Genomic DNA, 22,809 nt, shown 5'->3' with positions numbered 1-22,809 from the left:
AAAAAAACGTGCCGCCTACCGTTTCAACACCGGCCGGGCCCATCGGTCCGTCCGCCACGCGAGAGCAGAGGCATGATGGACCCGCATGTTGACCTGACAGAGACGCCGGAGGCCGCGCCCCGAGGGGACGCCTCCCAGGGCGACGCCAAGGAGCATCTGCGCCTCTGGCTGCGGCTCCTGAAAACCTCCCGCCGCATCGAGGCGGTGCTGCGCGACCGGCTGCGGACGGAGTTCGACACCACCCTGCCCCGCTTCGACGTGCTCGCCGCCCTCGCGCGGTTCGAGGACGGGCTGAAGATGAGCGCGCTTTCCGATGTGCTGCGCGTCTCGAACGGCAATGTGACCGGGATCGTCGACCGTCTGGTCGAGGACGGTCTCGTGACCCGCATTCGCGTGCCGGGCGACCGCCGCGCCTCGCTGGTGCGGCTCACCGGCAAGGGCAGCACGGAATTCGCCCGTCAGGCCGCGGCGCATGAATCCTGGATCGGCGAGATGCTGGGCGCGCTTTCGCCCGAGGATGCGGCACATCTGTCGGTCCAGCTCGATGCCATATCGCCTTCGGAGGCCCCATGAGAACCGACACGAAGAATTTCCGGTGCGATATCGAGAACGGCGTCGCGACGCTCAGGCTCGACCGGCCCGACCGCAAGAACCCGCTGACCTTCGACAGCTATGCCGAGTTGCGCGACTGGTTTCGCGATCTGGCCGCCGATGACGGCGTGCAGGCCGTGGTCTTCGCCTCCAATGGCGGGAATTTCTGCTCGGGTGGCGACGTGCACGAGATCATCGGCCCGCTGACCAAAATGAACATGAAGGAGCTTCTGGCCTTCACGCGCATGACCGGCGACCTCGTGAAGGCGATGATCCATTGCGGCACGCCGATCATCGCCGCCGTGGACGGTATCTGCGTCGGTGCGGGCGCGATCATCGCGATGGCCTCCGACATGCGGCTGGCCTCGCCCGATGCCAAATGCGCCTTTCTCTTCACCCGGGTCGGGCTCGCGGGCTGCGACATGGGCGCCTGCGCGATGCTGCCCCGGATCATCGGGCAGGGCCGCGCGGCGGAGCTGCTCTATACCGGCCGCTCGATGAGCGCCGCGGAAGGCGAGGCCTGGGGCTTTTGGAACCGGGTCGTGCCCGCCGATGCGCTGGAGGCCGAGGCGCAGGCGCTGGCCGCCAAGATCGCCGCGGGGCCGAATTTCGCGCATATGATGACGAAGACCATGCTCGATCAGGAATGGTCGATGTCGCTCGACCAGGCCATCGAGGCCGAGGCGCAGACCCAGGCCATCTGCATGCAGACCGCCGATTTCACCCGCGCCTACGAGGCCTTCGTGGCCAAGGAAAAGCCGGTGTTCCAAGGCGATTGAGCGCGGCGCGGGCCAGATGGTCCGGCATGCGTATTTTTGCAAGAGGCAAGACAGGAAGGACGCATTTTGCCCGACCGCAGCTTTCTCGACTGGCCGTTTTTCGAACCCGGGCACGCCGCGCATGCAACCGCGCTCGATGGCTGGATGGCGGGCTTCGGCGCAATCGACCATGCCGATACCGATGCGGCCTGCCGCGATCTGGTGGCGCGTCTCGGCGCCGATGGCTGGCTGATGCCCACCGCCGCCGATCCCGCCGATCCCCAGCCGCTTGACGTGCGCACGCTTTGCCTCTCGCGCGAAACGCTCGCGCGCCATGACGGGTTGGCGGATTTCGCCTTTGCCATGCAGGGGCTCGGCACGGGGGCATTGTCGCTTTTCGGGTCGGACGACCAGCGCGCCGAATGGCTGCCGCTCACCCGCACCGGCAAGGCCATTTCCGCCTTCGCTCTGACCGAACCGCGCTCGGGCTCGGACGTGGCCAATTCCACCATGACCGCGACCGAGGACGGCCATCACTACTTGCTCGACGGCGAAAAGACCTGGATCTCCAACGGCGGCATCGCGGATGTCTACACGCTCTTCGCCCGCACCGGCGAGGGGCCGGGCGCGAAGGGCCTGTCGGCCTTTGTCCTGCCCGCGGACACTCCCGGCCTCGAGATCGCAGAGCGGCTGGATACGATCGCGCCACATCCCCTGGCGACCTTGCGTTTCAGCGGCTGCCGCGTTCCGAAATCCGCGATGATCGGCGCGCCGGGACAGGGCTTCAAGATCGCCATGTCTGTGCTCGACGTGTTCCGCACCACCGTCGCGGCCGCCGCCTTGGGCTTCGCCCGCCGTGCCCTCGATGAGGCCCTGGCGCGGGTCACGTCGCGCGAAGTGCAGGGCGAGAAGCTCGCGGAATTGCAGATGGTGCAGGCCCATATCGCCGAGATGGCGCTGCGCGTGGATGCCGCCGCCCTGCTGGTCTACCGCGCCGCCTGGACCAAGGATCAGGGTGCGCCGCGCGTCAGCCGCGAAGCGGCGATGGCCAAGCTCTACGCCACCGACGAGGCGCAGAAGGTGATCGATGCCGCGGTGCAGTTGCATGGCGGCGATGGCGTGCGGTCCGGCCAAACGGTGGAGCGGCTGTACCGCGAGATCCGCGCGCTGCGTATCTATGAAGGGGCTTCGGACGTGCAGAAGGTCATCATCGCCCGCGCCGCCCTGTCGGAGGCCGCGACATGACCGATCCGCGCGCAGACGGGGCCGAGACCGACTTCGCCGCGCGCATGTCCTATGGCGACTACCTCTCCCTCGACCGTCTGCTCGATGCGCAGCGCCCGCTGACCGACGCGCCGGACGAGATGCTCTTCATCATCCAGCACCAGACCTCGGAGCTGTGGATGAAGCTCATGCTGACCGAGCTCGATGCCGCGCGCCGCGCGCTGGCCCGCGATCGCACCGGCGAGGTCTTCAAGATGCTCGCCCGCGTCAGCCGGATCATGGAACAGCTCAATAATGCCTGGGACGTGCTGCGCACCATGACGCCCTCCGATTACACGACGTTCCGCGCGCGGCTCGGCCAATCCTCGGGCTTCCAGTCGCTGCAATACCGGCTCATCGAGTTCGCCCTCGGCAATCGCAACCGCGCGATGATGGCCGCCCATGCGCATGACCCCGCAGCCACAGCCGCGCTGGAGACCGAGCTTGCGCGGCTCTCGCTCTATCAGGAGGTGCTGAGCTTTGCGGCGCGCCGCGGCATGGCGGTGCCCGAGGCGCTCATTGCCGCGCCTGCCGAGGCGCCGCATGCGCCCGACGAGCGGGTCACCGCGCTTTGGGCGCAGGTCTATCGCGACACCGCGCGGCACTGGACGCTTTACGAGATGGCCGAGAAGCTCGTCGATCTCGAGGATTATTTCCGCCGCTGGCGCTTCAACCACGTGACCACGGTCGAACGCGTCATCGGCTTCAAGCGCGGCACCGGCGGCACGGCCGGTGTCGCATATCTAAAGAAGATGCTCGCCACCGAGCTCTTCCCCGAACTCTGGCACGTCCGCACCCAATTATGACCCCGCGCGGGGCGCATCGACAGGGAGCCTTGATATGACACATGCTCTGGGGCCTTCGGCCCATACCGACAGCTTCACCCGGGACAACCTGCCGCCCGCGGATCAATGGCCCGATTTCCTGCTCGACGGGTTCGACTACCCCGAGCGGCTGAATGTCGGCGTCGAATTGACCGACGCGATGGTCGAACGCGGCTTCGGCGACCACGTGGCGCTGATCGGCAACGGGCGCCGCCGCACCTACAAGGAGCTGTCCGACTGGACCAACCGGCTGGCCCATGCACTGGTCGAGGATCTGGGCGTGAAACCCGGCAACCGCGTGCTGATCCGGTCCGCCAACAATCCCGCGATGGTGGCCGCCTGGCTCGCGGCGACCAAGGCGGGCGCGGTCGTCATCAACACCATGCCGCTGCTGCGCGCAGGCGAGCTTGGCAAGATCGTCGACAAGGCGGAGGTGCAGTTCGCGCTGTGCGACACGCGGCTGATGGACGAGATGGCAACCTGCGCGAAGACCAGCCGGCACCTGCAGAAGGTGGTGGGGTTCGACGGCACCTCGAACCACGATGCGGAGCTTGACCGGCTGGCGCTGACCAAGCCCGTACAGTTCGACGCGGTCGAGACCGGGCGCGACGACGTGGCACTTCTGGGATTCACCTCGGGCACGACGGGTAATCCCAAGGCGACGATGCACTTTCACCGCGACATCCTGATCATCGCCGACGGCTATGCGAAACACGTCCTGAAGGTCACGCCCGAGGATGTCTTCGTGGGCTCGCCGCCGCTGGCCTTCACGTTCGGCTTGGGCGGTCTCGCGGTCTTCCCGCTGCGCTTCGGCGCGGCGGCGACGCTGCTGGAGAACGCCTCCCCGCCCAACATGATCGAGATCATCGAGACCCACCGCGCCACCGTCTGCCTGACCGCGCCCACCGCCTACCGTGTCATGCTGCGCGCGATGGCGGACGGGGCGGACCTGTCCTCGCTGCGCGCCGCCGTATCGGCGGGGGAAACCCTGCCCGCGCCGGTCTACGAGGAGTGGATCGAAAAGACGGGCAAGCCCATGCTCGACGGGATCGGAGCGACCGAGATGCTGCACATCTTCATTTCCAACCGCTTCGACGATCACCGCCCGGCCTGCACCGGCAAGCCCGTGCCCGGCTACGAGGCGAAGGTCATCGGCGAGGACGGCACGGAAGTGCCGCGCGGCGAGGTGGGTCGCCTCGCAGTGCGCGGGCCCACCGGCTGCCGCTATCTCGCGGATGACCGGCAGAAGGAATACGTCCAGGGCGGCTGGAACATCACCGGCGATGCCTTCGTCATGGACGAGGACGGCTACCTGCATTTCGCCGCACGCAACGACGACATGATCGTCTCGTCGGGCTACAATATCGCCGGGCCCGAGGTGGAAGCAGCGCTTCTGTCCCATGACGCGGTCGCCGAATGCGCCGTGGTGGGCGCGCCCGATCCCGAACGCGGGCAGGTGGTCGAAGCGCATGTGGTGCTGAGCGCGGGTGCTGCGCCCGATGAGGCGACGATCAAGGCGCTGCAGGACCACGTGAAGGCCACCATCGCGCCCTACAAGTATCCCCGCCGCGTGCATTTCGTGGACGCCCTGCCAAAGACCGAGACGGGCAAGATCCAGCGCTTCCGCCTGAAAGAGCGGTGACCGGTCACGCCTCGATCTCGACGCGCCCCTTCGGATGCGAACAACAGGCGAGGATGTAGCCCTCGGCGATGTCGTCTTCCGAGATGCCGCCGTTATGCACCATATGCACCTCCCCTGCGCGCTTCTTGACCTTGCAGGTGCCGCAGATACCAAATGTGCACCCCGACGGGATGCGCAAACCTTTCGCACGCGAAAGACTGAGGATCGTATCGGTCTCGAAGCAATCCACGGTGACGCCGGATCGGGCGAAGACCACCTCGGCGCCCGAGGCTTCCTGCGGGGCGAAATCGTCGAACTCGGGCACCTCTTCAGCCAGCGCCGCGGGCGCGGCGAAGCTTTCCTGGTGATACCGCTCCATGTCGAAGCCCATGCCGATCAGCGCCTCGCGCACCATGGTCATGAACTCCTCGGGTCCGCAGCAATAGATCTGCCGGTCGAGGTAATCGGGCGCCATCAGGCCCAGCATCAGCTGGTTGAGCCGCCCGAGATAGCCGGTCCAGACCTCGTAGGGTTCTTCCTCGGTCACGGCGAAGCTCAGGTGCAGGCCGGGCACGCGACTTGCCATGTGGATGAGGCGCTGGCGGAAAATCAGCTCGGACGGGCGGCGGGCGCAGGCGATCAGGCGCACATCGGGGTTGTCGCCGAAATCGTAGAGATAGGTCGCCATCGCCATCATCGGCGTGATCCCCGACCCCGCCGAGACCAGCAGGTACTTCGCCTTCGGATCACCGAGGGCGAATTGTCCCGCGGGGCCATAGGCCTTGATCCGCATGCCGGGTCTCAGATGCTCGAACATCCAGGCGGTGCCGATGCTGTCCTCCTGCCGCTTGACGGTGACCGACAGGGTCAGGGGCCGCGAGGGCGCCGACGAGATCGTGTAGGTCCGCTCGATCGGGCCGCCCGGCAGGGGCAGCTCGAGAGTGATGAACTGCCCCGGCTTGTAGTCGAAGGTCTTTCCCGACGGCGCGCGGAAGGCGAAGGTGCGCACGTTCGGCGCCTCGGGCACCACGATGGTGCATTCGAGCGGTTCGTCGTCGGTCCAATGCCGGGTCATGGTCACTCGGCCGCGTAAAGGGCGCGGCCCGTGAGCCGGGACGTCATCGTCTCGCAATACCAGTCGACGAATTGCGCCACACCGGATTCCTGCAGCGCGCTGTAGGGGCCAGGCTCATAGGCGGGCGAGTTGATGCCGCGCTGGTTCTCCTCGACGATGGCGCGGTCTTCGTCGTTGGTGTGGATCCAGACCGGGGTGAGCCGGTCCAGCGTGTAATCCGTGCCTTCGACCGCATCACTGTGGACGAACCACTTGGTGGTCACCGCCGTTTCCTGCGGGCCGATCGGCATCATCGAGAACAGCATCACGACATCGCCGAGGAAGTGGTTCCAGCTGTTGGGATAATGAAAGAACAGCAGCGAGCCCGCATCGCGAATGGTCACGTCGCCCACGAGCTTCTCGCAGGACGGCCCGCCATCCATCGTGTAGCTGACCGCGTCGCCCAGAAGCGGCACGCGGACGAAGCGCCATTGTTCGTTGGGGGCAATGAGGAAGGACGAGGGCAGGCCCGCGCCCTCGCATTTCCGCAGATGCGCGGCGATCACCGGGTCGTCCTTGCCCGAGCCGTCCCCCGCGATGTTCGGATTGTCGTCGAAGCTGACGCAGAGCGAGGGGTGCGAGCCCGAGCAATGGTAGCATTCGCGGTTGTTCTCCATCACCAGCTTCCAGTTGGCCTTCTCGATGATGGTGGTCTCATGGGCGAGCTTGCACTCGGACAGCTTGTGCGGCCCGGCATAGTGCTTTGCTGCCTCCGCCAGCGCGTCGAAGGCCGGGGCCTCGTCGGCGAGCGACAGGAACAGGATGCCCGCCGCCTCGCGGCAATGGACGGGTTTCAGCCCGTGCTGTGCCGGGTCGAAGTCGGGGCCCATGTCGCGGGCCCATTGCAGTCGCCCGTCGAGGTCGTAGGTCCATTGGTGATAGGGGCAGACCAGCTTCGGCGCCGATCCCTTGGCGGTCTGGCAGATGCGCGATCCGCGGTGCCGGCACGAATTGTGGAAGGCCCGCACCTGCCCGTCGGTGCCGCGCACGACGATCACGGAATACTCGCCGATCTGGACGGTCATGTGATTGCCCGCCTTCGGCACTTCGGCGACGGAGCCCACGAGCAGCCAGTCGCGGTACCAGATCCGCTCCATGTCGACATCGTACATGTCGGCGTCGCGGTAGAGTTCGCGCGGCAGGGTATGGCCGGGCTTCCGGCGCATCAGGTGGGCGAGCATATCGGATTGGGCGCTCATGGCTCAGATATCCTTCACGAGACGCAAGGCGTCGTAGATGGCGGCATGGGTGTTGCGGGCAGAGACGGCATCGCCGATCCGGTAGAGCGCGAAGGCCCCGTCCGGGTTGCGGGTCTGCGGTTGCGGGCGGCCCTCGATCAGGGCCTCCTGATCCACCGCGCCGTGATTGGTCGAGCGCGGTTTCAGATCGAAATAGAGATCGGCCATGGGCAGCGTGCCATGGTTCACCACCACCTGGTCGAACTCCCGCGTTTCGACATGATCGGAGTAATCCGTGCCGATACGGGCGGTCAGCATGTTGCCGCTGCGGGTCACGTCGCGCAGCCGGTAGGTCACGGTGAAGCGGGTATCGAGCGCCTGCATGGAGCGCATGTAGGGCACGAGGTTCATCGCCATGACGTCAGGCGCGAAGCTGCGGTCGGGGGTCATGATCTCCACATGCGCACCGGTTTTCGCGATGATCTCGGCGGCCTGCAGCCCCGCGTGATCGCCCGCATCGTCATAGACCAGCACGCGGGCGCCGGGCTTCACGTCGCCCGCGATGATGTCCCAGGACGACACGACCAGATCGTTGCCCGTCGCACAGACCTCGGTATGCGGCAGGCCGCCGGTGGCGACGATGACCACGTCGGGCGACAGCGCCTCCACGTCCTCGGCCTCGGCATAGGTGTTGAAGCGGAACTCCACGTCGCGCGCGGCGCATTGCGCCATGCGCCAGTCGATGATCGAGATCATCTCGCGGCGCCGCTCCGATTGCGCGGTCAGGCGGATCTGCCCGCCGGGATCGGGCTGGACCTCGAAGACGGTCACGGCATGGCCCCTTTCGGCAGCGACCCGCGCGGCCTCGAGCCCCGCGGGCCCAGCGCCGACGATGGCGACTTTCTTGTTCTGCGTGGCGGGCGGCACCACATGCGGCATGGTCAGCTCGCGCCCTGTGGCGGCGTTGTGGATGCAGAGCGCATCGCCCGCGGCATAGATCCGGTCGAGGCAATAGGTGGCGCCGACGCAGGGGCGGATCTCGTCCTCGCGGCCCTCGACGATCTTCTGCACGATCATCGGATCGGCCATATGCGCCCGCGTCATGCCGACCATGTCCAGAAGCCCGGCGCTGACCGCGTGCCGCGCGGTCGCCACGTCGGGGATCTTGGCGGCGTGGAAGGTGGGCATTCCGGTCTCGGCCCGGATCGTGCCCGCGAAGTCGATGAAGGGCGCGTTCTTCATGCCCTGCACGGGGATCACGTCGGTCAGGCCCGGATCGGTGTCGATATGGCCCTTGATGACATTGAGGAAGTCGACCTTGCCGCTCTTGGCAAGGCGCCGCGAGATCTCGAGCCCCTCCTCGACGCCGATGCCGCCCTCGAGCCGCTCGTCGGCGGTGTAGCGGATGCCGACGATGAACTCCTCGCCGACCCGCGCCCGGATCGCGTCGAGCACGTCCCAGGTGAAGCGCAGGCGATTGTCGAGATCCGGGCCGCCATAGGGCCCGTCGAGCGCGTTCGTCAGCGGCGACCAGAACTGGTCCATCAGGTGGCCGTAGGCCTGCAGCTCGATCCCGTCCATGCCGCCCGCCTTCATGCGCTCCGCGGCGTCGGCATAATCCTCGATGATCCGCTCGATGTCCCAATCCTCGAGCATCTTCGGAAAGGCCCGGTGCGCCGCCTCGCGTTCGTGCCCCGGAGAGACCGCGGGCAGCCAGTCGCCCTTGGCCCAATGGGTGCGGCGGCCAAGATGAGTGAGCTGGATCATCACCGCGCAGCCATGTTCGTGGCAGGCATCGGTCAGCCGGCGGATCCACGGGACCACCTCGTCCTTGTAGGCGAGGATGTTGTTGAAGACGGGCGGCGAATTGCGCGACACCGCCGCGGAGCCTGCGGTCATCGCCAGCGCCACACCTGCCTTCGCGCGCGTCTCGTGATAGGCGCGGTAGCGATCCTTGGGCATGCCGTCTTCGGGATAGGCGGGCTCGTGCGCGGTGGTCATGATCCGGTTGCGCAGGGTCAGGTGCTTGAGCTGGTAGGGCTGCAGCAGGGGATCGTTGCGCATCGCTGGACTTCCGAGTTCGGCGGAGCCGGACCGCCGGCACCTCGACCAATTGCGCGCAGACATCGCCCATGCCGGGCCCGCGCGCGTGCCGCAAGGCGACATGGGCGCGTCTTTTTACGACCGCAGATCAACTCAGCCGTGAACATGGGGCACTGGTCCTCCGGGGTCCGGCGCGTTAGGTCTTGGCGCGGTGTCACGCAACGGGCGGATACCGCAGGCTTTGGGGAGCCCGAACCGACGACATGCCGACAGTGGCCACAGACACCAACTTGCCCGATGCCGCGCCGATCGAAGACCTGATCGCCTGCCCGCATTGCGACGCGCTTTACGTGGCCAAGATGCCCGAGAATGGCGCGCGCGCGATCTGCAGCCATTGCCACACGGTGCTGATCGCGCCGAAGCGGCAGGCCGGAAAGAAGATCATCGCGCTGACGCTCGCAGTGATGATCCTCGTCTTCGCGGCGCTGTTCTTTCCGTTCCTCGACATCAATGCGAGCGGCTTCGGCAACTCGACCTCGATCCTCGATGCTGCGTCGAGCTTCCGGTCGGTCGACATGCTGTTCCTGTCCTTCCTCGTGGCCGCGGCGATCATCTTCGTGCCGCTGCTGCGGACCTTTCTCATCCTCTACGTGCTCGTGCCGATCGTGCGCGACCGCCCTCCCCTGCCCCATGCCCGCCGCGCCTTCCGCTGGAGCCAGGACCTCAAGCCCTGGGCCATGGCGGAGATCTTCGCGATCGGCTGCGCCGTGGCCTTGGTCAAGGTGGTGGACCTGGCGCAGATCGGCTTCGGCCCCGCCTTCTGGATGTTCAGCGCGCTGGTGATCCTCGTGCTGATCAACGACAACTTCCTTTGCACATGGTCCGTATGGAAATCGCTCGAGCTGGAAGAAGACTGACCGCGCGAGAGGCGGGCCTCGTGGCCTGTCGTCGCTGCGCGCGGGTCTGGCCCATGGGCCGGGACCGCTGCGGGCGTTGCGGCGGCAAGCTGTCGTCGCGCGACACCAAGAGCCTGCAGAAGGTCTGGGCGTGGTGGATCGCGGGCATCGTGGCGTATATCCCCGCCAATATCTATCCGATGCTCGTCACCAACACGCTCGTCTCAAGCTCGGAAAGCACGATCATCGGCGGCGCGGTCGAGATCGCCAAATACGGCAGCTACGGCGTCGCCGCCATCATCCTGATCGCAAGCGTGCTGATCCCGGTGGGCAAGTTCCTGGCCATCGCCTTTCTCGCGCTGTCCTCGGTCCGCGGCTCCAGCGTGTCGCCCGGGCGGCGCACGCATCTTTACGAGATCGTCGAGTTCATCGGCCGCTGGTCGATGATCGACGTCTTCGTCGTCGCCATCCTGTCATCGCTGGTGCAATTGTCCGTCGTGGCCTCGATCCGCCCCGGCCCGGCGGCTTTGACATTTGCCCTCTCCGTCATTTTCACCATGTTGTCCGCTCAGGCCTTCGATCCCCGGCTCATCTGGGATGCGGAGCGCCGCGCGCCCAACGGAAAGACCCCCTGATCCATGTCCGATACCCCCCCTTCGCCTGAAACCGTCCCCGTCGAGGAAGGCAAGCCGTCGCTCTGGGAACGCATCTCGATCGTGTGGCTGGTGCCCGTGGTGGCGCTTGTGGTCGCGCTTGGCGCCGCCTGGAACAATTACAACAACCAGGGGCCGCTTCTGCGAATCACCTTCGACAATGCCGCGGGCGTCAAGGCGGGCGAGACGGTGATGCGCTACCGCGACATCCGCGTCGGCCTCGTGGAGGACGTGAGCTTCACCGACGATCTCGAACAGGTCGAGGTGGCGGTACGGCTGGAGAAGGAGCTGGCCGATTACGTCGATGCCGATGCCCGGTTCTGGGTCGTCCGGCCGGAGGTCAGCGCGCAGGGCGTGACCGGGCTCGATACGGTGCTGTCGGGCGTCTACATTCAGGGCGTCTGGGACAGCACGCCGGGCGGCTTCAGCGCGGAAGTCGTTGGCTTGCCCAACGCCCCGCTGCTCGGTGCGGATCAGCAAGGGATCGAGTTCACCATCCGGTCACCCGCGAGCCTGCCCGCCGCCAACACGCCCATCGTCTACAAGGGCGTGCAGGTGGGCCAGGTGGCCGCCGCCGAAATCGACGACGGCGGCTCCGGCGTGAGTGCCCGGGCGGTCATCTTCGAGCCCTATACCGAACTTGTCAGCAGCGGCACGCGGTTCTGGGACGTGTCGGGCTTCTCGTTCTCGCTGGGCGCGGGGGGCGCGCGGCTGAACTTCGACAGCTTCGCATCGCTCATCACCGGCGGGATCACCTTCGAGACGATGGGATCGGGCGGCACCGCGCTGGCCGAAGGCGCCGTGTTCGAGCTGTTTCCGAACGAGGACGCGGCCCGCGACGATTTCCTGGTCGAGGGCGACGGCGAAAGCGTGACACTGACGATGATCTTCGAGCAGAACCTGTCGGGCCTCAGCGCGGGCGCTCCGGTCGAGCTTGGCGGCTTGCGCATCGGCGAGGTGGCCTCGCTCACCGGCTATGTCGATGCCGACCGCTTTGGCGATGACGACGTGCGGCTTCTGACCACGATCCGCATCAATCCGGGCCGGATCGGTCTGGGCGACGGTGCGGACGAGGACGATCTGCTGGATTACCTCGAACGACGCATTGCCGAGGGTCTGCGCGGGCAGTTGACCAATGCCTCGCTGCTGACCGGTGGGCTGAAGATCATTCTGATCGATGTGGAGAATGCCGCCGAAGCGGAGCTTGACCGGAACGGCGATCCCTATCCGGTCATACCGACGACCGAGGCGGATATCACCGATGTCGCCACCTCCGCGCAGGGCGTGCTGCAGCGCGTGAACGACCTGCCCATCGAAGAGGTGATGCAATCGGCGATCGGCTTCCTCGACAATGCCACCGCGCTGATCGGCAGCCAGGCGCTGCAGGAAGCGCCGGAAGAGCTACGCGGCATTCTCGCCTCGGTGCGGGGCCTCACGGAAGGCGACGAGGTGCAGGGTATCCCGGGGCAGGTGTCGGGCATGCTGTCGGACCTGCAGGAGATCTCGGGTTCGCTGAACACCATCCTGGCGGAACTGGAGCGTCAGGGCCTGACCGAGACGCTGACCGGCGCGCTCGACCGGGTGGGCGAGGCCGCCGATGGCCTGCCGGGCCTTGTGACGCGCGTCGATGCGATCCTCGCGGAGGCCGAGAACGTGCCGCTTGGCGAGCTGTCGGACGAGATCTCGGCGCTTATCACCGCGGCCGAGGCGATCATTGCGAGCCCCGAGGCGCAGCAGATCCCCGGCGAGGTCACGGTGGCGCTGAACGAGTTGCAGTCGGTTCTGGCCTCGGTCAACGCGGTTGCGGGCAGCGAGGACACCCAAGGGCTGCCGGGTCAGGTCTCGACGGTGCTGTCCGATCTCGAAGAGATCGCAGGTTCGCTCAATACCATGGTCTCCGAGATCGAGCGGCAGGAGGTGGTCACCCGGATCACCGACGCGGTCGCGAGCGTGGAGCAGGCAGCGGACGGTCTGCCCGACCTTGTCGACCAAGCTGACGCGATCCTGCGCGATGCAGGCGAAGTGCCGCTCGAGACGCTGGCGAACCGCACCTCCGACCTGTTGGCCTCGGCGGAGGCGCTGATCGACCAGCCCTCCACCCGGGCCCTTCCCGCGGAGCTGAACGGCGCGCTGGAGCAGCTGACCCTGACGCTGGAAGAGCTGCGCGCGGGCGGGATCGTGGACAACGCCAATGCGACGCTGGCCTCCGCGCGCGACGCGGCCTCGGCCATCGAGGAGGCGACGCAGCTTCTGCCGGGCCTTGCCACGCAATTGCGCGGCGTGGCCAACGAGGCCAGCAGCACGCTCAGCGCCTATGGGCGCCAGTCGGAATTCACCCGCGAGACGCAGGGCGCCATCCGGCAGATCGAAGCGGCGGCGGCGGCCATCGAGCGGCTGGCCCGCACCATCGAACGCAATCCGAATTCGCTCATCCTGGGACGGTAAAAGCAATGATGACACATGTAACCCGCAGGCTCGCGGCGCTGGGGCTGATGGCCGCGCTCGCCGCCTGTTCCTCGGAGGCGCGCTTCGCCTCGCCGGTGATCCCGCCCGAGGCCCGGATCAATTCGAGCTTCCCGAGCCTCGAGATCGCGCAGGTCACGCTGCCGAGCTATGCCGAGGCCGAGGATATCTATGTCCGGGGCACGGATGGCGCCATATCGCCGGCCGGGCCGCTCTGGGCCGATCTGCCGGCGCGGTCGATCACCCTGCAGCTCGCGCGCGATCTGGGCACGATCACCAACGCCACGGTCGCCCCCGAGCCCTGGCCCTTCCGGCCTTTCCCCGCCGCCACGGTCGATGTGCGCATCGAGGAATTGCTGGCCACGGCAGAGGGCATCTTCCGCCTGTCGGGGCAGTATTTCGTGGCGCCCGAAGCCGGGGGCCGCGCCGCATCGGGGCAATTCGCCATCGAGGAGACCATCGTCGGCGATCCGGGATCGGCATCGGCCATCGCCGCCGCGCGGGGCCGGGCGGTGACGCGATTGGCCGAGCAGATCGCGCGCGACGGGCTCTGAAACATATGATCCCGGCGCTTCACGTTCGCGTAGAACCGATGGACGCCTCGGGGCGCGCCGGGCATCTATGAGGCCCGACGCCCCAGGAGATACCGACCTTCGATGCTCGATGCCCGCATCCGCCCGCTGATCGATCCGCCGCTCGACGCGGCGGGCCGGATGCTTGCCAATTGGGGCGCGACGCCGAACGCGGTGACGTTGCTCGGTCTGCTCCTCGGCCTTCTGTCCGCGGCGATGATCGCCTGGGGGCTCGTCCTCTGGGCGCTGGTGCCGCTGCTCGCCTCGCGCCTGGCCGACGGGCTCGACGGTGCGGTGGCCCGTGCCAGCCGCAAGACGGATTTCGGCGGCTACCTCGATATCGCTTGCGACTTCCTGTTCTACGGCGCGGTGCCGCTGGCCTTCGTGCTGCTCGACCCGGCGGCGAACGGCGTCGCCGGCGCCTTCCTATTGGCTGCGTTCTACTTCAACGGCACGAGCTTCCTGGGCTTCGCCATCCTCGCGGAAAAGCGCGGGATGGAAACCGCCGCGCAGGGGTCGAAGTCCCTCTATTTCTCGAACGGGCTTCTGGAGGGGACGGAGACCATCGTCTTCTTCATCATCCTGTGCCTCTTTGAAACTCATTTCGCCGCGCTTGCGTGGATATTCGGCACGTTGTGCTATCTGACCGCCGTGCTGCGCCTCTGGGCTGCGCGCGGCATCTTCACCGATCGTAAGGAGACCCCATGACGCCTGTGAAATCCGTCCTGCCGCTGCTGGCCGCGCTTGGCATGACAGCACCCGCCTGGTCCCAGACCGATCCTGCCGACTGGGACGCGGTGACCGCCGCCGCCGAAGGCCAGACGGTCTATTGGCACGCCTGGGGCGGATCGACCGCGACCAACGATTTCATCGCCTGGATCGGCGAAAAGGCCGCCGAGGAGCACGGCGTCACACTGGAGCATGTGAAGCTGTCGGACACGGGCGATGCGGTCACGCGGGTCCTCTCCGAAAAGCAGGCGGGTGCGGATGATGACGGCGCGGTCGACCTCATCTGGATCAACGGGCCGAATTTCGCCGCGATGAAGGAGGCCGACCTGCTGTTCGGGCCCTTCGCCGAGGCGCTGCCGAACTGGCAATATGTCGATGTGGACGGCAAGACCGTGCAGACCGACTTCACCGTGCCAACCGAGGGCTATGAGGCGCCCTGGGCCATGGCGCAGGTCGTCTTCATGTACGACACCGCGGATCTCGACGCGCCCCTGCCCTCGGCCGAGGCGATCCTTGACTGGGCCCAAGCCAATCCCGGCCGTTTCACCTATCCGCAGCCGCCCGATTTCCTCGGCACGACCTTCCTGAAGCAGACGCTGATTGAGCTGGTCGACGACAACACCGTGCTGTCGCGGCCCGAAAGCGAAGCGGATTTCCAGGCGGTGACCGCGCCGCTCTGGGATTATCTCGACGCGTTGACGCCGGTCCTGTGGCGGCAGGGTCAGGCCTATCCGGCGACCGGTCCCGCGCAGCTGCAGCTGATGGCCGACGAGGAGATCGACCTTGCGATCTCGTTCTCGCCCGGTGAGGCCTCGACCGCCATCGCCAACAACCAGCTGCAGCCCAGCGTCCGGACCTTCGTGCTGGAAGACGGCACGCTCGGCAATGCGAGCTTCGTGGCGATCCCCTACAATTCGGGCTCCAAGGAAGGCGCGATGGTCGTCGCCAACGCGCTGATGTCGCCCGAGGCGCAGCTACGCGCTCAGGATCCGGCTATCCTGGGCTACGGCACCGTGCTGGCGATGGAGAAGCTGCCGGAGGCGGATCGCGCCGCCTTCGAAGCGCTCGATCTCGGGGTGGCGACGCTGTCCCCGGCGGAGCTGGGCGATGTGCAGCCCGAACCCCATCCGAGCTGGATGACGCGCATCGGGCAGGAATGGATCGAGCGTTACGGCGTCGTCCAGTAACGCGTGCCGATCCGGGCGCTTTCCGATGGTGGCGGCCCCGTCCCGCGCACCGGCCTCGTGGCGGCGTTCCCGCCCCTGACCCTGCTGGTGATGCTGGGTCCGGTCGCGGCGGGGCTCGCCGGTACGCTGCTGCCCGCCTTCGGCTACCTGCCCGCCGCGGGGCTCTCGACGCTCTCGCTCGACCCGTTCCGGTCGCTGCTCGATTGGCCCGGGCTCGGCGCGGCGACGCGGCTGTCGGTCAGCACCGGGCTTCTGGCGACCGCCCTCGCCCTCGCGGCGGTGACGCTGCTTTTCGCGGGCTGGTCGGGCACCCGCGCCTTCCGGGTGCTGGAGCGATTGCTGTCGCCGCTTCTGTCGGTGCCCCATGCGGCGATGGCCTTCGGCCTTGCCTTCCTGATCGCGCCCTCGGGCTGGATCGCGCGCGCGCTGTCGCCTTGGGCCACGGGATGGGAGCGGCCGCCCGATCTGCTGATCGTGCATGATCAGCTGGGCCTTGCCATGGTCGCCGGGCTGGTGGCCAAGGAAATGCCGTTCCTGATGCTGATGGGCCTGGCCGCGATGGGTCAGGCCGACGCCACGCGGCGGATGCGCGTGGCGCAGGCGGCGGGCTATGGGCGCGTGGCGGGCTGGCTGAAAAGCGTCTTTCCCGCGATCTACGCCCAGATCCGCCTGCCGGTCTACGTGGTGCTGGCCTATTCGATGTCGGTGGTGGATGTGGCACTGATCCTCGGGCCATCGACCCCGCCGCCGCTCTCGGTCCAGGTCGTGCGCTGGATGGCCGATCCGGACCTCGCGATGCGGTTGACGGCCTCGGCCGCGGCGATGCTGCAGCTGGCCCTCGTGATCGCCGCACTGATCCTGTGGCGGGCGGGTGAGTGGGCCGTGGCACGGCTGGGCCAAGCCTGGATCGCGCGCGGCGGGCGCGGGCGCGCGGCGGACCAGCTTCTCCGCCCGCTGGGCGTCGTCGCGGGTGCCTTCTCGGCTCTTGCGGTGCTGGGCGGCATCGCCTGCCTTGCGGTCTGGTCCTTCGCCGGGTTCTGGGGTTTTCCCGATCCGTTGCCCAACGGGTTCGACATGCGCAGCTGGGCGCGGCACGGGCCCGAAGCCTGGCAGGCGACGGGCGCCACCGCGCTGATCGCCGGGATCGCCACGGCCCTCGCCCTGATCCTCGTCATCGGCTGCCTCGAGGCGGAATATCGTCGCGACCGGGCGCTGACGCAGGCGGGGCTGTGGCTGGTCTACCTGCCCCTCGTGGTGCCGCAGATCGCCTTCCTGCCGGGGCTGCAGACGTTGTTCCTGACCTTCGGGCTGACCGCCGGGACGATCCCGGTCGTCATCGCGCATCTCGTCTTCGTGCTGCCCTACATCTTCCTGTCGCTGGGCGATCCCTGGCGCGCCTGGGAGCCGCGGACGGGCATCGTCGCGCGCGCGCTCGGCACCTCGCCCTCGGGCGTGCTGTGGCGGGTCCGTCTGCCGATGCTGGCGCGGCCGATCCTGACCGCCGCCGCCGTGGGCATCGCCGTCAGCGTCGGGCAATACCTGCCGACCCTTCTCGCGGGCGGCGGTCGCGTCGCCACCCTGACGACGGAGGCGGTGGCCCTTGCCTCGGGCGGGGACCGGCGGGCCATCGGCGTCTACGGCGTGGCGCAGACGCTGGTCGCCATGGTGCCCTTCGCCGCCGCGCTTCTCATCCCGGCCCTTCTGTGGCGCAACAGGAGGGGCATGCATGGCTGACGGCCTGACACTGGACCGCGTGTCGATCACCCGCGCCGGACGAGAGGTCGTCGCGCTCGACCGTCACGTGGCGCCGGGCGAGGTTTTGAGCGTGATGGGCCCGTCGGGCGTCGGCAAGTCCACGCTTCTGTCCCTCATCACCGGCACGCTTGCGCCCGCGTTCCGCTTCGACGGCCGCGTGCTTCTGGACGGCGCCGATATCAGCAGGGCCGCGCCCGAGGCCCGGCGGATCGGCATCCTCTTCCAGGACGACCTGCTGTTCCCGCATCTTTCGGTGGGCGCGAACCTGGCCTTCGGGTTGAGCCCCGGGGGCAGCGCGGCGGAGCGGCGCCGGAAGATCGCCGAAGCGCTGGAAGAGATCGGCATGGCGGGCTTTGCCGAGCGCGACCCGGCCACGCTTTCCGGTGGGCAGAAGGCGCGCGTCGCGCTGATGCGGATGCTCTTGTCGGAACCGCGGGCGCTGCTTCTGGACGAGGCGTTTTCGGGCCTTGATGCGGATCGCCGCGACCAGATGCGCCGTCTCGTGTTCGACAGGGCCCGCGACCGGGGCCTGCCGGTGATCATGGTCACGCATGACAAGGCCGACGCCGATGCCGCGGGCGGGCCGGTGGTCACGCTTGGCGGTTGAGCGCGCCCGCCACCTGCCTTAGCGTCGCCGGAGCCACGCCGATGGAGGCCCCCGGATGATCCAGAACGTCGCGATCCTGCTGCTGTTCCAGCTGGGCGGAGAACTGGCCTCGCGCGGGTTCGGATTGCCGGTGCCGGGGCCGGTCATCGGCCTTGCGGCGCTGTTCGCCACCTTCATCGCCCTGCCCCGCCTTGCCGACCGAATGCGCGAGACGACATCGGGGCTTCTGGCGCATCTTTCGCTGCTGTTCGTGCCCGCAGGCGTGGGCGTCACGGCGCATCTCGGCACCTTCGCGGAGAACGGCCTTGCGCTGGCCGCGGCCCTGATCGGCTCCACCACGCTGGCGATCCTCGCCGGGGTCTGGGCCTTCATCCTGACGGCGAAGCTGACCGGTGCGGCCGCCGATGACTGATCCGTTCGAATTGTGGTCCTATCTCGCGGAAGAGCCGCTGCTGTGGCTAACCGTGACGCTTGCGGCCTATGTCATCGCCGACCGGATCGCCGAGGCGTTGCGCCGCCACCCGCTGGCCAATCCGGTGCTGATCGCGATCATCCTCATCGCGCTGGTCCTGACGATCAGCAGCACGCCCTTCGAGGCCTATTTCGAAGGCGCGCAATTCGTGCATTTCATGCTGGGGCCCGCGACCGTGGCGCTGGCCCTGCCGCTTTACGACAACCTCGGACGGGTGCGGAAGACGCTTCTGCCGATGCTGGCCGCACTTCTGGCGGGGGCGGTGACGGCCATCGGCAGCGCGCTTGGCATTGCCTATGCGCTTGGCGTGCGGGGCGAGGCGCTGCTGTCGCTGGCCCCGAAATCCGCCACAGCACCCGTGGCCCTGGGCGTGTCGCAGGCCATCGGCGGGGAGCCCACCCTGACCGCCGTCCTCGTGATCCTGACGGGGATCACCGGCGCGATCGTCGCGACGCCGCTGCTGAACGCGTTGCGGATCACCGATTGGCGCGCGCGGGGTTTCGCGGTGGGCCTCGCGGCGCACGGGATCGGCACGGCCCATGCCTTCCGCGTCAATTCGACCGCCGGCGCCTTCGCGGGCATCGGCATGGGGTTGAACGCGATGCTGACCGCCTTGCTGGCGCCGCTGGTGGTGGGCGCGCTGTTCTGAGCGGCGAAGGCCCCCTGCCCTACCGGATGGTGATCTCGACCCGCTGCGTGTCGCCAGTCGAGCCGGGGATCTTCAGCTCGTAGGTGCCGGGCTTGATCGCGACGAATTCGATCTCCATCTCGCCCGCCTCGTCGAATTCCACCGATTCAAGGCCGAAGGGCCGGATTTCGAGGCCGTTGACGACCACCTCGTTGACCCAGATCGCCCGGAAGAAATCGGGCCCCGTGAGCGCCAGTTCCGCCGATCCGTCCGCGGTGATCTCCATCTCGTAGACCTTGCCGGATTCGAGCGTGATGGGCCCGTCTGCGATGGGTGCGCCCACAGACAGGGTGAGGCCCGGCATCTCGCCGGAATTGCCGTTCGAGAGGATGCCCGCAAAGCCGTATTCATGCGCGGCGGCAAGGCTCGCCGACAGGCTGAGGGCGAGGCCCAGGACGATGGGTTTCAAGGTTTCACTCCTTTGGTTTCGACAGGATGGGGCGCGAGGGTCGCGGGGCTGCCGCGCAGCGCGAGGGTTCGGGTGGCAAGGCGCCGCGCCTCGGCCGCGGCATGGGTCACGAAGAGCGTGGCGGGCCGCGTCTCGGCGATAAGCGCCTCGGTCAGGCCGAGCATCGTCTCTGCCGTCGTTTTGTCGAGCGAGACGAAGGGCTCGTCGAGGATCAGAAGCTCCGGCGCGCCCGCGAAGGCGCGGGCCAGCGCAAGGCGTCGCTGCTGACCGAGGGAAAGCTGGCCCGGAAAATCCCCCGCCTTGTCGGCAAGGCCGACGCGGTCGAGCCGCGCGCGCGCCGCATCATCCCCAAGCTCCGGATGCACCAGCGTGAGATTCTGCAGCACCGAGCGCCAGGGCAGAAGCGTCGGTTCCTGGAACACCATGGCGATGCGCGGGGGCGTGGTCACGTGGCCTTCGAATTCCGTGTCGATCCCCGCGACGATGCGCAGGAGCGTCGATTTGCCGATCCCGGACGGGCCGGTGACGGCGACCGTCTCGCCCGGCGCGATATCGAAGCGGATCGGCCCCAGGACGGGACGGTCGCCGAAGGACTTCGCGGTGATGGCGATCTCGATCATACCACGCGCCAGCGCCGCACGCGCCGTTCCCATGGCTGCAGCAGCGCCCATTCGACCAAGAGCATCACGCAGATGAAGGACAGCGCGTAGACGAGGACCATGGCCACGTCGAATAGCTGGAAATAGAGATGGATCTGAAAGCCGATCCCCGAGGAGCGGCCGAGGAACTCCACCACCAGCACGATCTTCCAGATCACCGCCACGCCCGACCGCGCAGCCCCCGCGATGAACGGCGCAAGCTGGGGCAGCAGCACGTGACGCAGACGCGTGGCGGGCGGCATCCGGTAGACCCGCGCCAGGGCGTCGAGCGCGGGCGAGGTGGCGCGCGCGCCTTCGCGGATCATCGTGGCCACGTTCGGCACCTTGTTGAGCACGACCGCGACGATGGCCGCGGTCTCGTTCAGCCCGATCCAGAGATAGCAGAGCACGATGAGCACCAGCGCCGGCAGGTTCAGGAACACGACCAGCCAGGGATCGAGCCAGCGGTTCACCCGCTCCGACCGCCCCATGACGAGGCCGAGCGCGATGCCGAGCGCCATGGCCAGCGTGAAGGCCCAGGCGACGCGCAGCAGGGTCTGGCTCAGATGGTAGAGCAGTTCACCCGAGGCGAGCTCCGCCCGGAGCGGCGCGATCAGCGCGTAGGGCTGCGGCAGAACCGAGGCATCCGCGGTCAGCGCCGCCGCGCCCATCCAGAGCACGAGAAGCCCGAGCAGGGAAAGCGCCGTGACCGCGCGCTGATCCGGCCCGGACGTCACGGTCACTCGACCTCGGCGAAAAGGCCCGCGGGCACGCTTTGCGCGTCGCCGACAAGATCGGCGCCCCCAAGCGCGTTCATGAGCGCAAGGAAGGCATCCGCGCCCGCGCGGTCGATCGGTCCTCGCTCCGGCACGCCGGCGATCCAGTCCGCCTTGAGCTGCGCGAACTGCGCCTCGGTCTGGGCGTTCATGCTCGGACGGATCGCCTCCCACGCGGCGGGATCGGACATCAGGAGCGCCTTTGCCTCCCGCGAGGCGTTGTAGAAGGCCTGCGCGATGCCGGGGTTCTCGGCGACGAAGGCATCCTTGAAATAATAGCCGAGAAGCGGCGTTTCGGGATTGAGGCCAAGCGCCGTCGCGGCGGTCTCGACCGAGATCAGCTCACGCATCCCGGCGGCTTTCATCTTTGCGAGGAAATGCCAGAAGTTGATGGCACCGGCATAATCCCCGCCGAGGCCGGATTTGAAGATCAGCGGCGGGGCGCCATAGACCTGTTCGGTCCCGGCCTTGAGATCGAAGCCGTATTGCTTCTGCGCATAGGCCCGCAGGATCAGCCAGGACTTGTCCAAGGGACCGCCAGCGATACCGATCTTGCCGCCTGCGAGATCCGCCAGCGTCTGCGCATCGCTGCCTTCGGGCACGACGAGGCTGCCGACCGCCTTCGAATAGGGCACGAAGGTGTAGTCCTTGCCCCCTGCCCGCTGGCGCGCCACCCAGATCCAGTCGGCGACCGCCATGTCGGCCTCGCCGCCTTCCACGGCCACGCGGGTCGCGCCATTGTCGGCGAAGGGCATGATCTCGAGCTTGAAGCCGTGCTTTTCGTCGAGACCGTTCTCGACGATGGTCGCCAATTCCCAGTTCACGGTGCCGATCTTGAGCACCGCGCCGCGAATGGTCGGCAGGTCCTGCGCCAGCGCGGAGGTTGCCAGCACGAGCCCGGCAAGCGCCGCGCCGAGGCGGGTGAGGATAGGTGTCATCGAAGCCTCCCGTGCCGGGCGGCGGGCCCGGCTCGCTCCAAGACTGACACATGACCGGCGCCGGGGAACCGCGACTTTTGGGGGAGAGACAGCAAAACGCCCGGGCCGCCGAGATGGGGGCCCGGGCGTGATCGTTGCGACGAGGCGGCTTACTCGGTGGTGCGGGTGCCGTCGGCGTTGTAGGTCGCGAGATAGGCGATCACGTCGTTGCGCTCTTCTTCCTTGCGCAGGCCCGCGAAGGACATCTTTGTGCCCGGTGCCCATTCGCGCGGGTTCTCGAGGAAGGCCGCGAGGGTCTCGGGCGTCCAGACCACGCCTTCGGCGTTCTTCTCCATCAGCACGTCGGAATAGCGGAAGTCTTCGACCGCGCCCACGGTGCGGCCCAACACGCCGTTCTGCTGCGGACCGACACGGTTCTGCGCGTCCTCACCCACCATGTGGCAGGCCTGGCACTTGCGGTAGACCCGCTCACCCGCCTCGGCATCGCCAACGATCTCGAATTCCATTTCGCCCGACGAATGGCTCTCAGCCATGGCGAAGCCCGCGGGGAGCGCGAAGAGGCAGGTGGCTGCAAGAAGTTTCTTAAGCATGATCGTCCTTTCTGATCTGGTTTGACCCAAGGATACCGTCGCCG

General features: G+C 67.6%; 23 protein-coding genes. 15 read left to right on the top strand and 8 right to left on the bottom strand.

Going from position 1 to position 22,809, the window contains the following annotated elements; translation table 11 throughout:
* The first annotated feature begins 72 nt into the window (after nt 1–72).
* The 5 genes from BW990_RS16555 to BW990_RS16535 all read left to right on the top strand — a co-directional run bounded on the left by BW990_RS16555 (nt 73) and on the right by BW990_RS16535 (nt 5,078).
* A complete protein-coding gene (locus BW990_RS16555; protein WP_234990285.1) occupies nt 73–573 on the top strand; it encodes a MarR family winged helix-turn-helix transcriptional regulator in 501 nt (166 codons plus the stop codon).
* On the top strand, nt 570–1,370 hold the full coding sequence (locus BW990_RS16550; RefSeq protein WP_076449769.1) for an enoyl-CoA hydratase family protein: 801 nt from the start codon (nt 570–572) through the stop codon (nt 1,368–1,370). Before BW990_RS16555 ends, BW990_RS16550 begins: the two co-directional genes overlap by 4 nt.
* A 66-nt stretch (nt 1,371–1,436) precedes the next feature.
* A complete protein-coding gene (locus tag BW990_RS16545; RefSeq protein WP_076449767.1) occupies nt 1,437–2,594 on the top strand; it encodes an acyl-CoA dehydrogenase family protein in 1,158 nt (385 codons plus the stop codon).
* On the top strand, nt 2,591–3,418 hold the full coding sequence (gene kynA, locus BW990_RS16540) for a tryptophan 2,3-dioxygenase (RefSeq protein WP_076449766.1): 828 nt from the start codon (nt 2,591–2,593) through the stop codon (nt 3,416–3,418). Before BW990_RS16545 ends, kynA begins: the two co-directional genes overlap by 4 nt.
* A gap of 34 nt (nt 3,419–3,452) precedes the next feature.
* A complete protein-coding gene (locus BW990_RS16535; protein ID WP_076449758.1) occupies nt 3,453–5,078 on the top strand; it encodes an AMP-binding protein in 1,626 nt (541 codons plus the stop codon).
* A 4-nt stretch (nt 5,079–5,082) separates the two neighbouring features.
* Here the strand turns inward: BW990_RS16535 and BW990_RS16530 are convergent, their stop codons facing one another.
* The 3 genes from BW990_RS16530 to BW990_RS16520 are packed head-to-tail and all read right to left on the bottom strand — an operon-like array spanning nt 5,083 to nt 9,413.
* Complete coding sequence (locus BW990_RS16530) at nt 5,083–6,132, bottom strand: FAD-binding oxidoreductase (RefSeq protein WP_076449756.1); 1,050 nt, start codon at nt 6,130–6,132, stop codon at nt 5,083–5,085.
* Nucleotides 6,133–6,134: 2 nt separating this feature from the next.
* Nucleotides 6,135–7,370 carry an aromatic ring-hydroxylating oxygenase subunit alpha gene (locus BW990_RS16525; protein ID WP_076449754.1) on the bottom strand — a complete coding sequence of 412 codons (1,236 nt, stop codon included), beginning with the start codon at nt 7,368–7,370 and terminating at the stop codon, nt 6,135–6,137.
* 3 nt (nt 7,371–7,373) lie between these two features.
* Nucleotides 7,374–9,413 carry an NADH:flavin oxidoreductase gene (locus BW990_RS16520; protein ID WP_076449752.1) on the bottom strand — a complete coding sequence of 680 codons (2,040 nt, stop codon included), beginning with the start codon at nt 9,411–9,413 and terminating at the stop codon, nt 7,374–7,376.
* Nucleotides 9,414–9,655: 242 nt separating this feature from the next.
* Between BW990_RS16520 and BW990_RS16515 the strand changes: the two genes are divergently transcribed.
* The 10 genes from BW990_RS16515 to BW990_RS16470 all read left to right on the top strand — a co-directional run bounded on the left by BW990_RS16515 (nt 9,656) and on the right by BW990_RS16470 (nt 19,375).
* Nucleotides 9,656–10,309, top strand: a complete 654-nt coding sequence (locus tag BW990_RS16515; RefSeq protein WP_076449750.1) for a paraquat-inducible protein A — start codon at nt 9,656–9,658, stop codon at nt 10,307–10,309.
* Nucleotides 10,270–10,923 (top strand): paraquat-inducible protein A, encoded by a 654-nt coding sequence (locus BW990_RS16510; protein ID WP_076449748.1) that lies wholly within the window; start codon nt 10,270–10,272, stop codon nt 10,921–10,923. Before BW990_RS16515 ends, BW990_RS16510 begins: the two co-directional genes overlap by 40 nt.
* 3 nt (nt 10,924–10,926) lie before the next feature.
* Nucleotides 10,927–13,386, top strand: coding sequence for a PqiB family protein (locus BW990_RS16505; RefSeq protein WP_076449746.1), 2,460 nt, complete (start codon nt 10,927–10,929; stop codon nt 13,384–13,386).
* 5 nt (nt 13,387–13,391) lie between these two features.
* Complete coding sequence (locus BW990_RS16500; protein ID WP_234990284.1) at nt 13,392–13,958, top strand: PqiC family protein; 567 nt, start codon at nt 13,392–13,394, stop codon at nt 13,956–13,958.
* Nucleotides 13,959–14,060: 102 nt separating this feature from the next.
* Nucleotides 14,061–14,684: a CDP-alcohol phosphatidyltransferase family protein gene (locus tag BW990_RS16495; RefSeq protein WP_076449744.1), complete on the top strand. Its 624-nt coding sequence runs from the start codon at nt 14,061–14,063 to the stop codon at nt 14,682–14,684.
* Complete coding sequence (locus BW990_RS16490) at nt 14,681–15,892, top strand: ABC transporter substrate-binding protein (RefSeq protein WP_076449742.1); 1,212 nt, start codon at nt 14,681–14,683, stop codon at nt 15,890–15,892. The genes BW990_RS16495 and BW990_RS16490 overlap by 4 nt, the downstream gene beginning before the upstream one ends.
* Nucleotides 15,893–15,982: 90 nt before the next feature.
* Complete coding sequence (locus BW990_RS16485) at nt 15,983–17,626, top strand: ABC transporter permease (RefSeq protein ID WP_076449800.1); 1,644 nt, start codon at nt 15,983–15,985, stop codon at nt 17,624–17,626.
* Nucleotides 17,619–18,254 (top strand): ATP-binding cassette domain-containing protein, encoded by a 636-nt coding sequence (locus tag BW990_RS16480; RefSeq protein ID WP_076449740.1) that lies wholly within the window; start codon nt 17,619–17,621, stop codon nt 18,252–18,254. The genes BW990_RS16485 and BW990_RS16480 overlap by 8 nt, the downstream gene beginning before the upstream one ends.
* 55 nt (nt 18,255–18,309) lie before the next feature.
* Complete coding sequence (locus BW990_RS16475; RefSeq protein WP_076449738.1) at nt 18,310–18,666, top strand: CidA/LrgA family protein; 357 nt, start codon at nt 18,310–18,312, stop codon at nt 18,664–18,666.
* Nucleotides 18,659–19,375: an LrgB family protein gene (locus tag BW990_RS16470; protein WP_076449737.1), complete on the top strand. Its 717-nt coding sequence runs from the start codon at nt 18,659–18,661 to the stop codon at nt 19,373–19,375. Before BW990_RS16475 ends, BW990_RS16470 begins: the two co-directional genes overlap by 8 nt.
* Nucleotides 19,376–19,394: 19 nt before the next feature.
* Here the strand turns inward: BW990_RS16470 and BW990_RS16465 are convergent, their stop codons facing one another.
* The 5 genes from BW990_RS16465 to BW990_RS16445 all read right to left on the bottom strand — a co-directional run bounded on the left by BW990_RS16465 (nt 19,395) and on the right by BW990_RS16445 (nt 22,765).
* On the bottom strand, nt 19,395–19,823 hold the full coding sequence (locus BW990_RS16465) for a cupredoxin domain-containing protein (protein WP_076449735.1): 429 nt from the start codon (nt 19,821–19,823) through the stop codon (nt 19,395–19,397).
* The gene (locus tag BW990_RS16460; RefSeq protein WP_076449733.1) at nt 19,820–20,443 is read right to left on the bottom strand and encodes an ABC transporter ATP-binding protein; all 624 of its coding nucleotides are present in this window, start codon (nt 20,441–20,443) and stop codon (nt 19,820–19,822) included. The genes BW990_RS16465 and BW990_RS16460 overlap by 4 nt, the downstream gene beginning before the upstream one ends.
* Complete coding sequence (locus BW990_RS16455; RefSeq protein WP_083950682.1) at nt 20,440–21,132, bottom strand: ABC transporter permease; 693 nt, start codon at nt 21,130–21,132, stop codon at nt 20,440–20,442. Before BW990_RS16455 ends, BW990_RS16460 begins: the two co-directional genes overlap by 4 nt.
* A 68-nt stretch (nt 21,133–21,200) precedes the next feature.
* Nucleotides 21,201–22,175: an ABC transporter substrate-binding protein gene (locus BW990_RS16450; RefSeq protein ID WP_076449730.1), complete on the bottom strand. Its 975-nt coding sequence runs from the start codon at nt 22,173–22,175 to the stop codon at nt 21,201–21,203.
* A 149-nt stretch (nt 22,176–22,324) separates the two neighbouring features.
* Nucleotides 22,325–22,765 carry a c-type cytochrome gene (locus BW990_RS16445; protein WP_076449728.1) on the bottom strand — a complete coding sequence of 147 codons (441 nt, stop codon included), beginning with the start codon at nt 22,763–22,765 and terminating at the stop codon, nt 22,325–22,327.
* Nucleotides 22,766–22,809: the final 44 nt, after the last annotated feature.

This window comes from Roseivivax lentus, from assembly GCF_900156805.1.
Lineage (GTDB): Bacteria > Pseudomonadota > Alphaproteobacteria > Rhodobacterales > Rhodobacteraceae > Roseivivax > Roseivivax lentus.
Note: the sequence above shows the minus strand (reverse complement) of the source record. Positions and strands in the feature narration are given on the sequence as shown.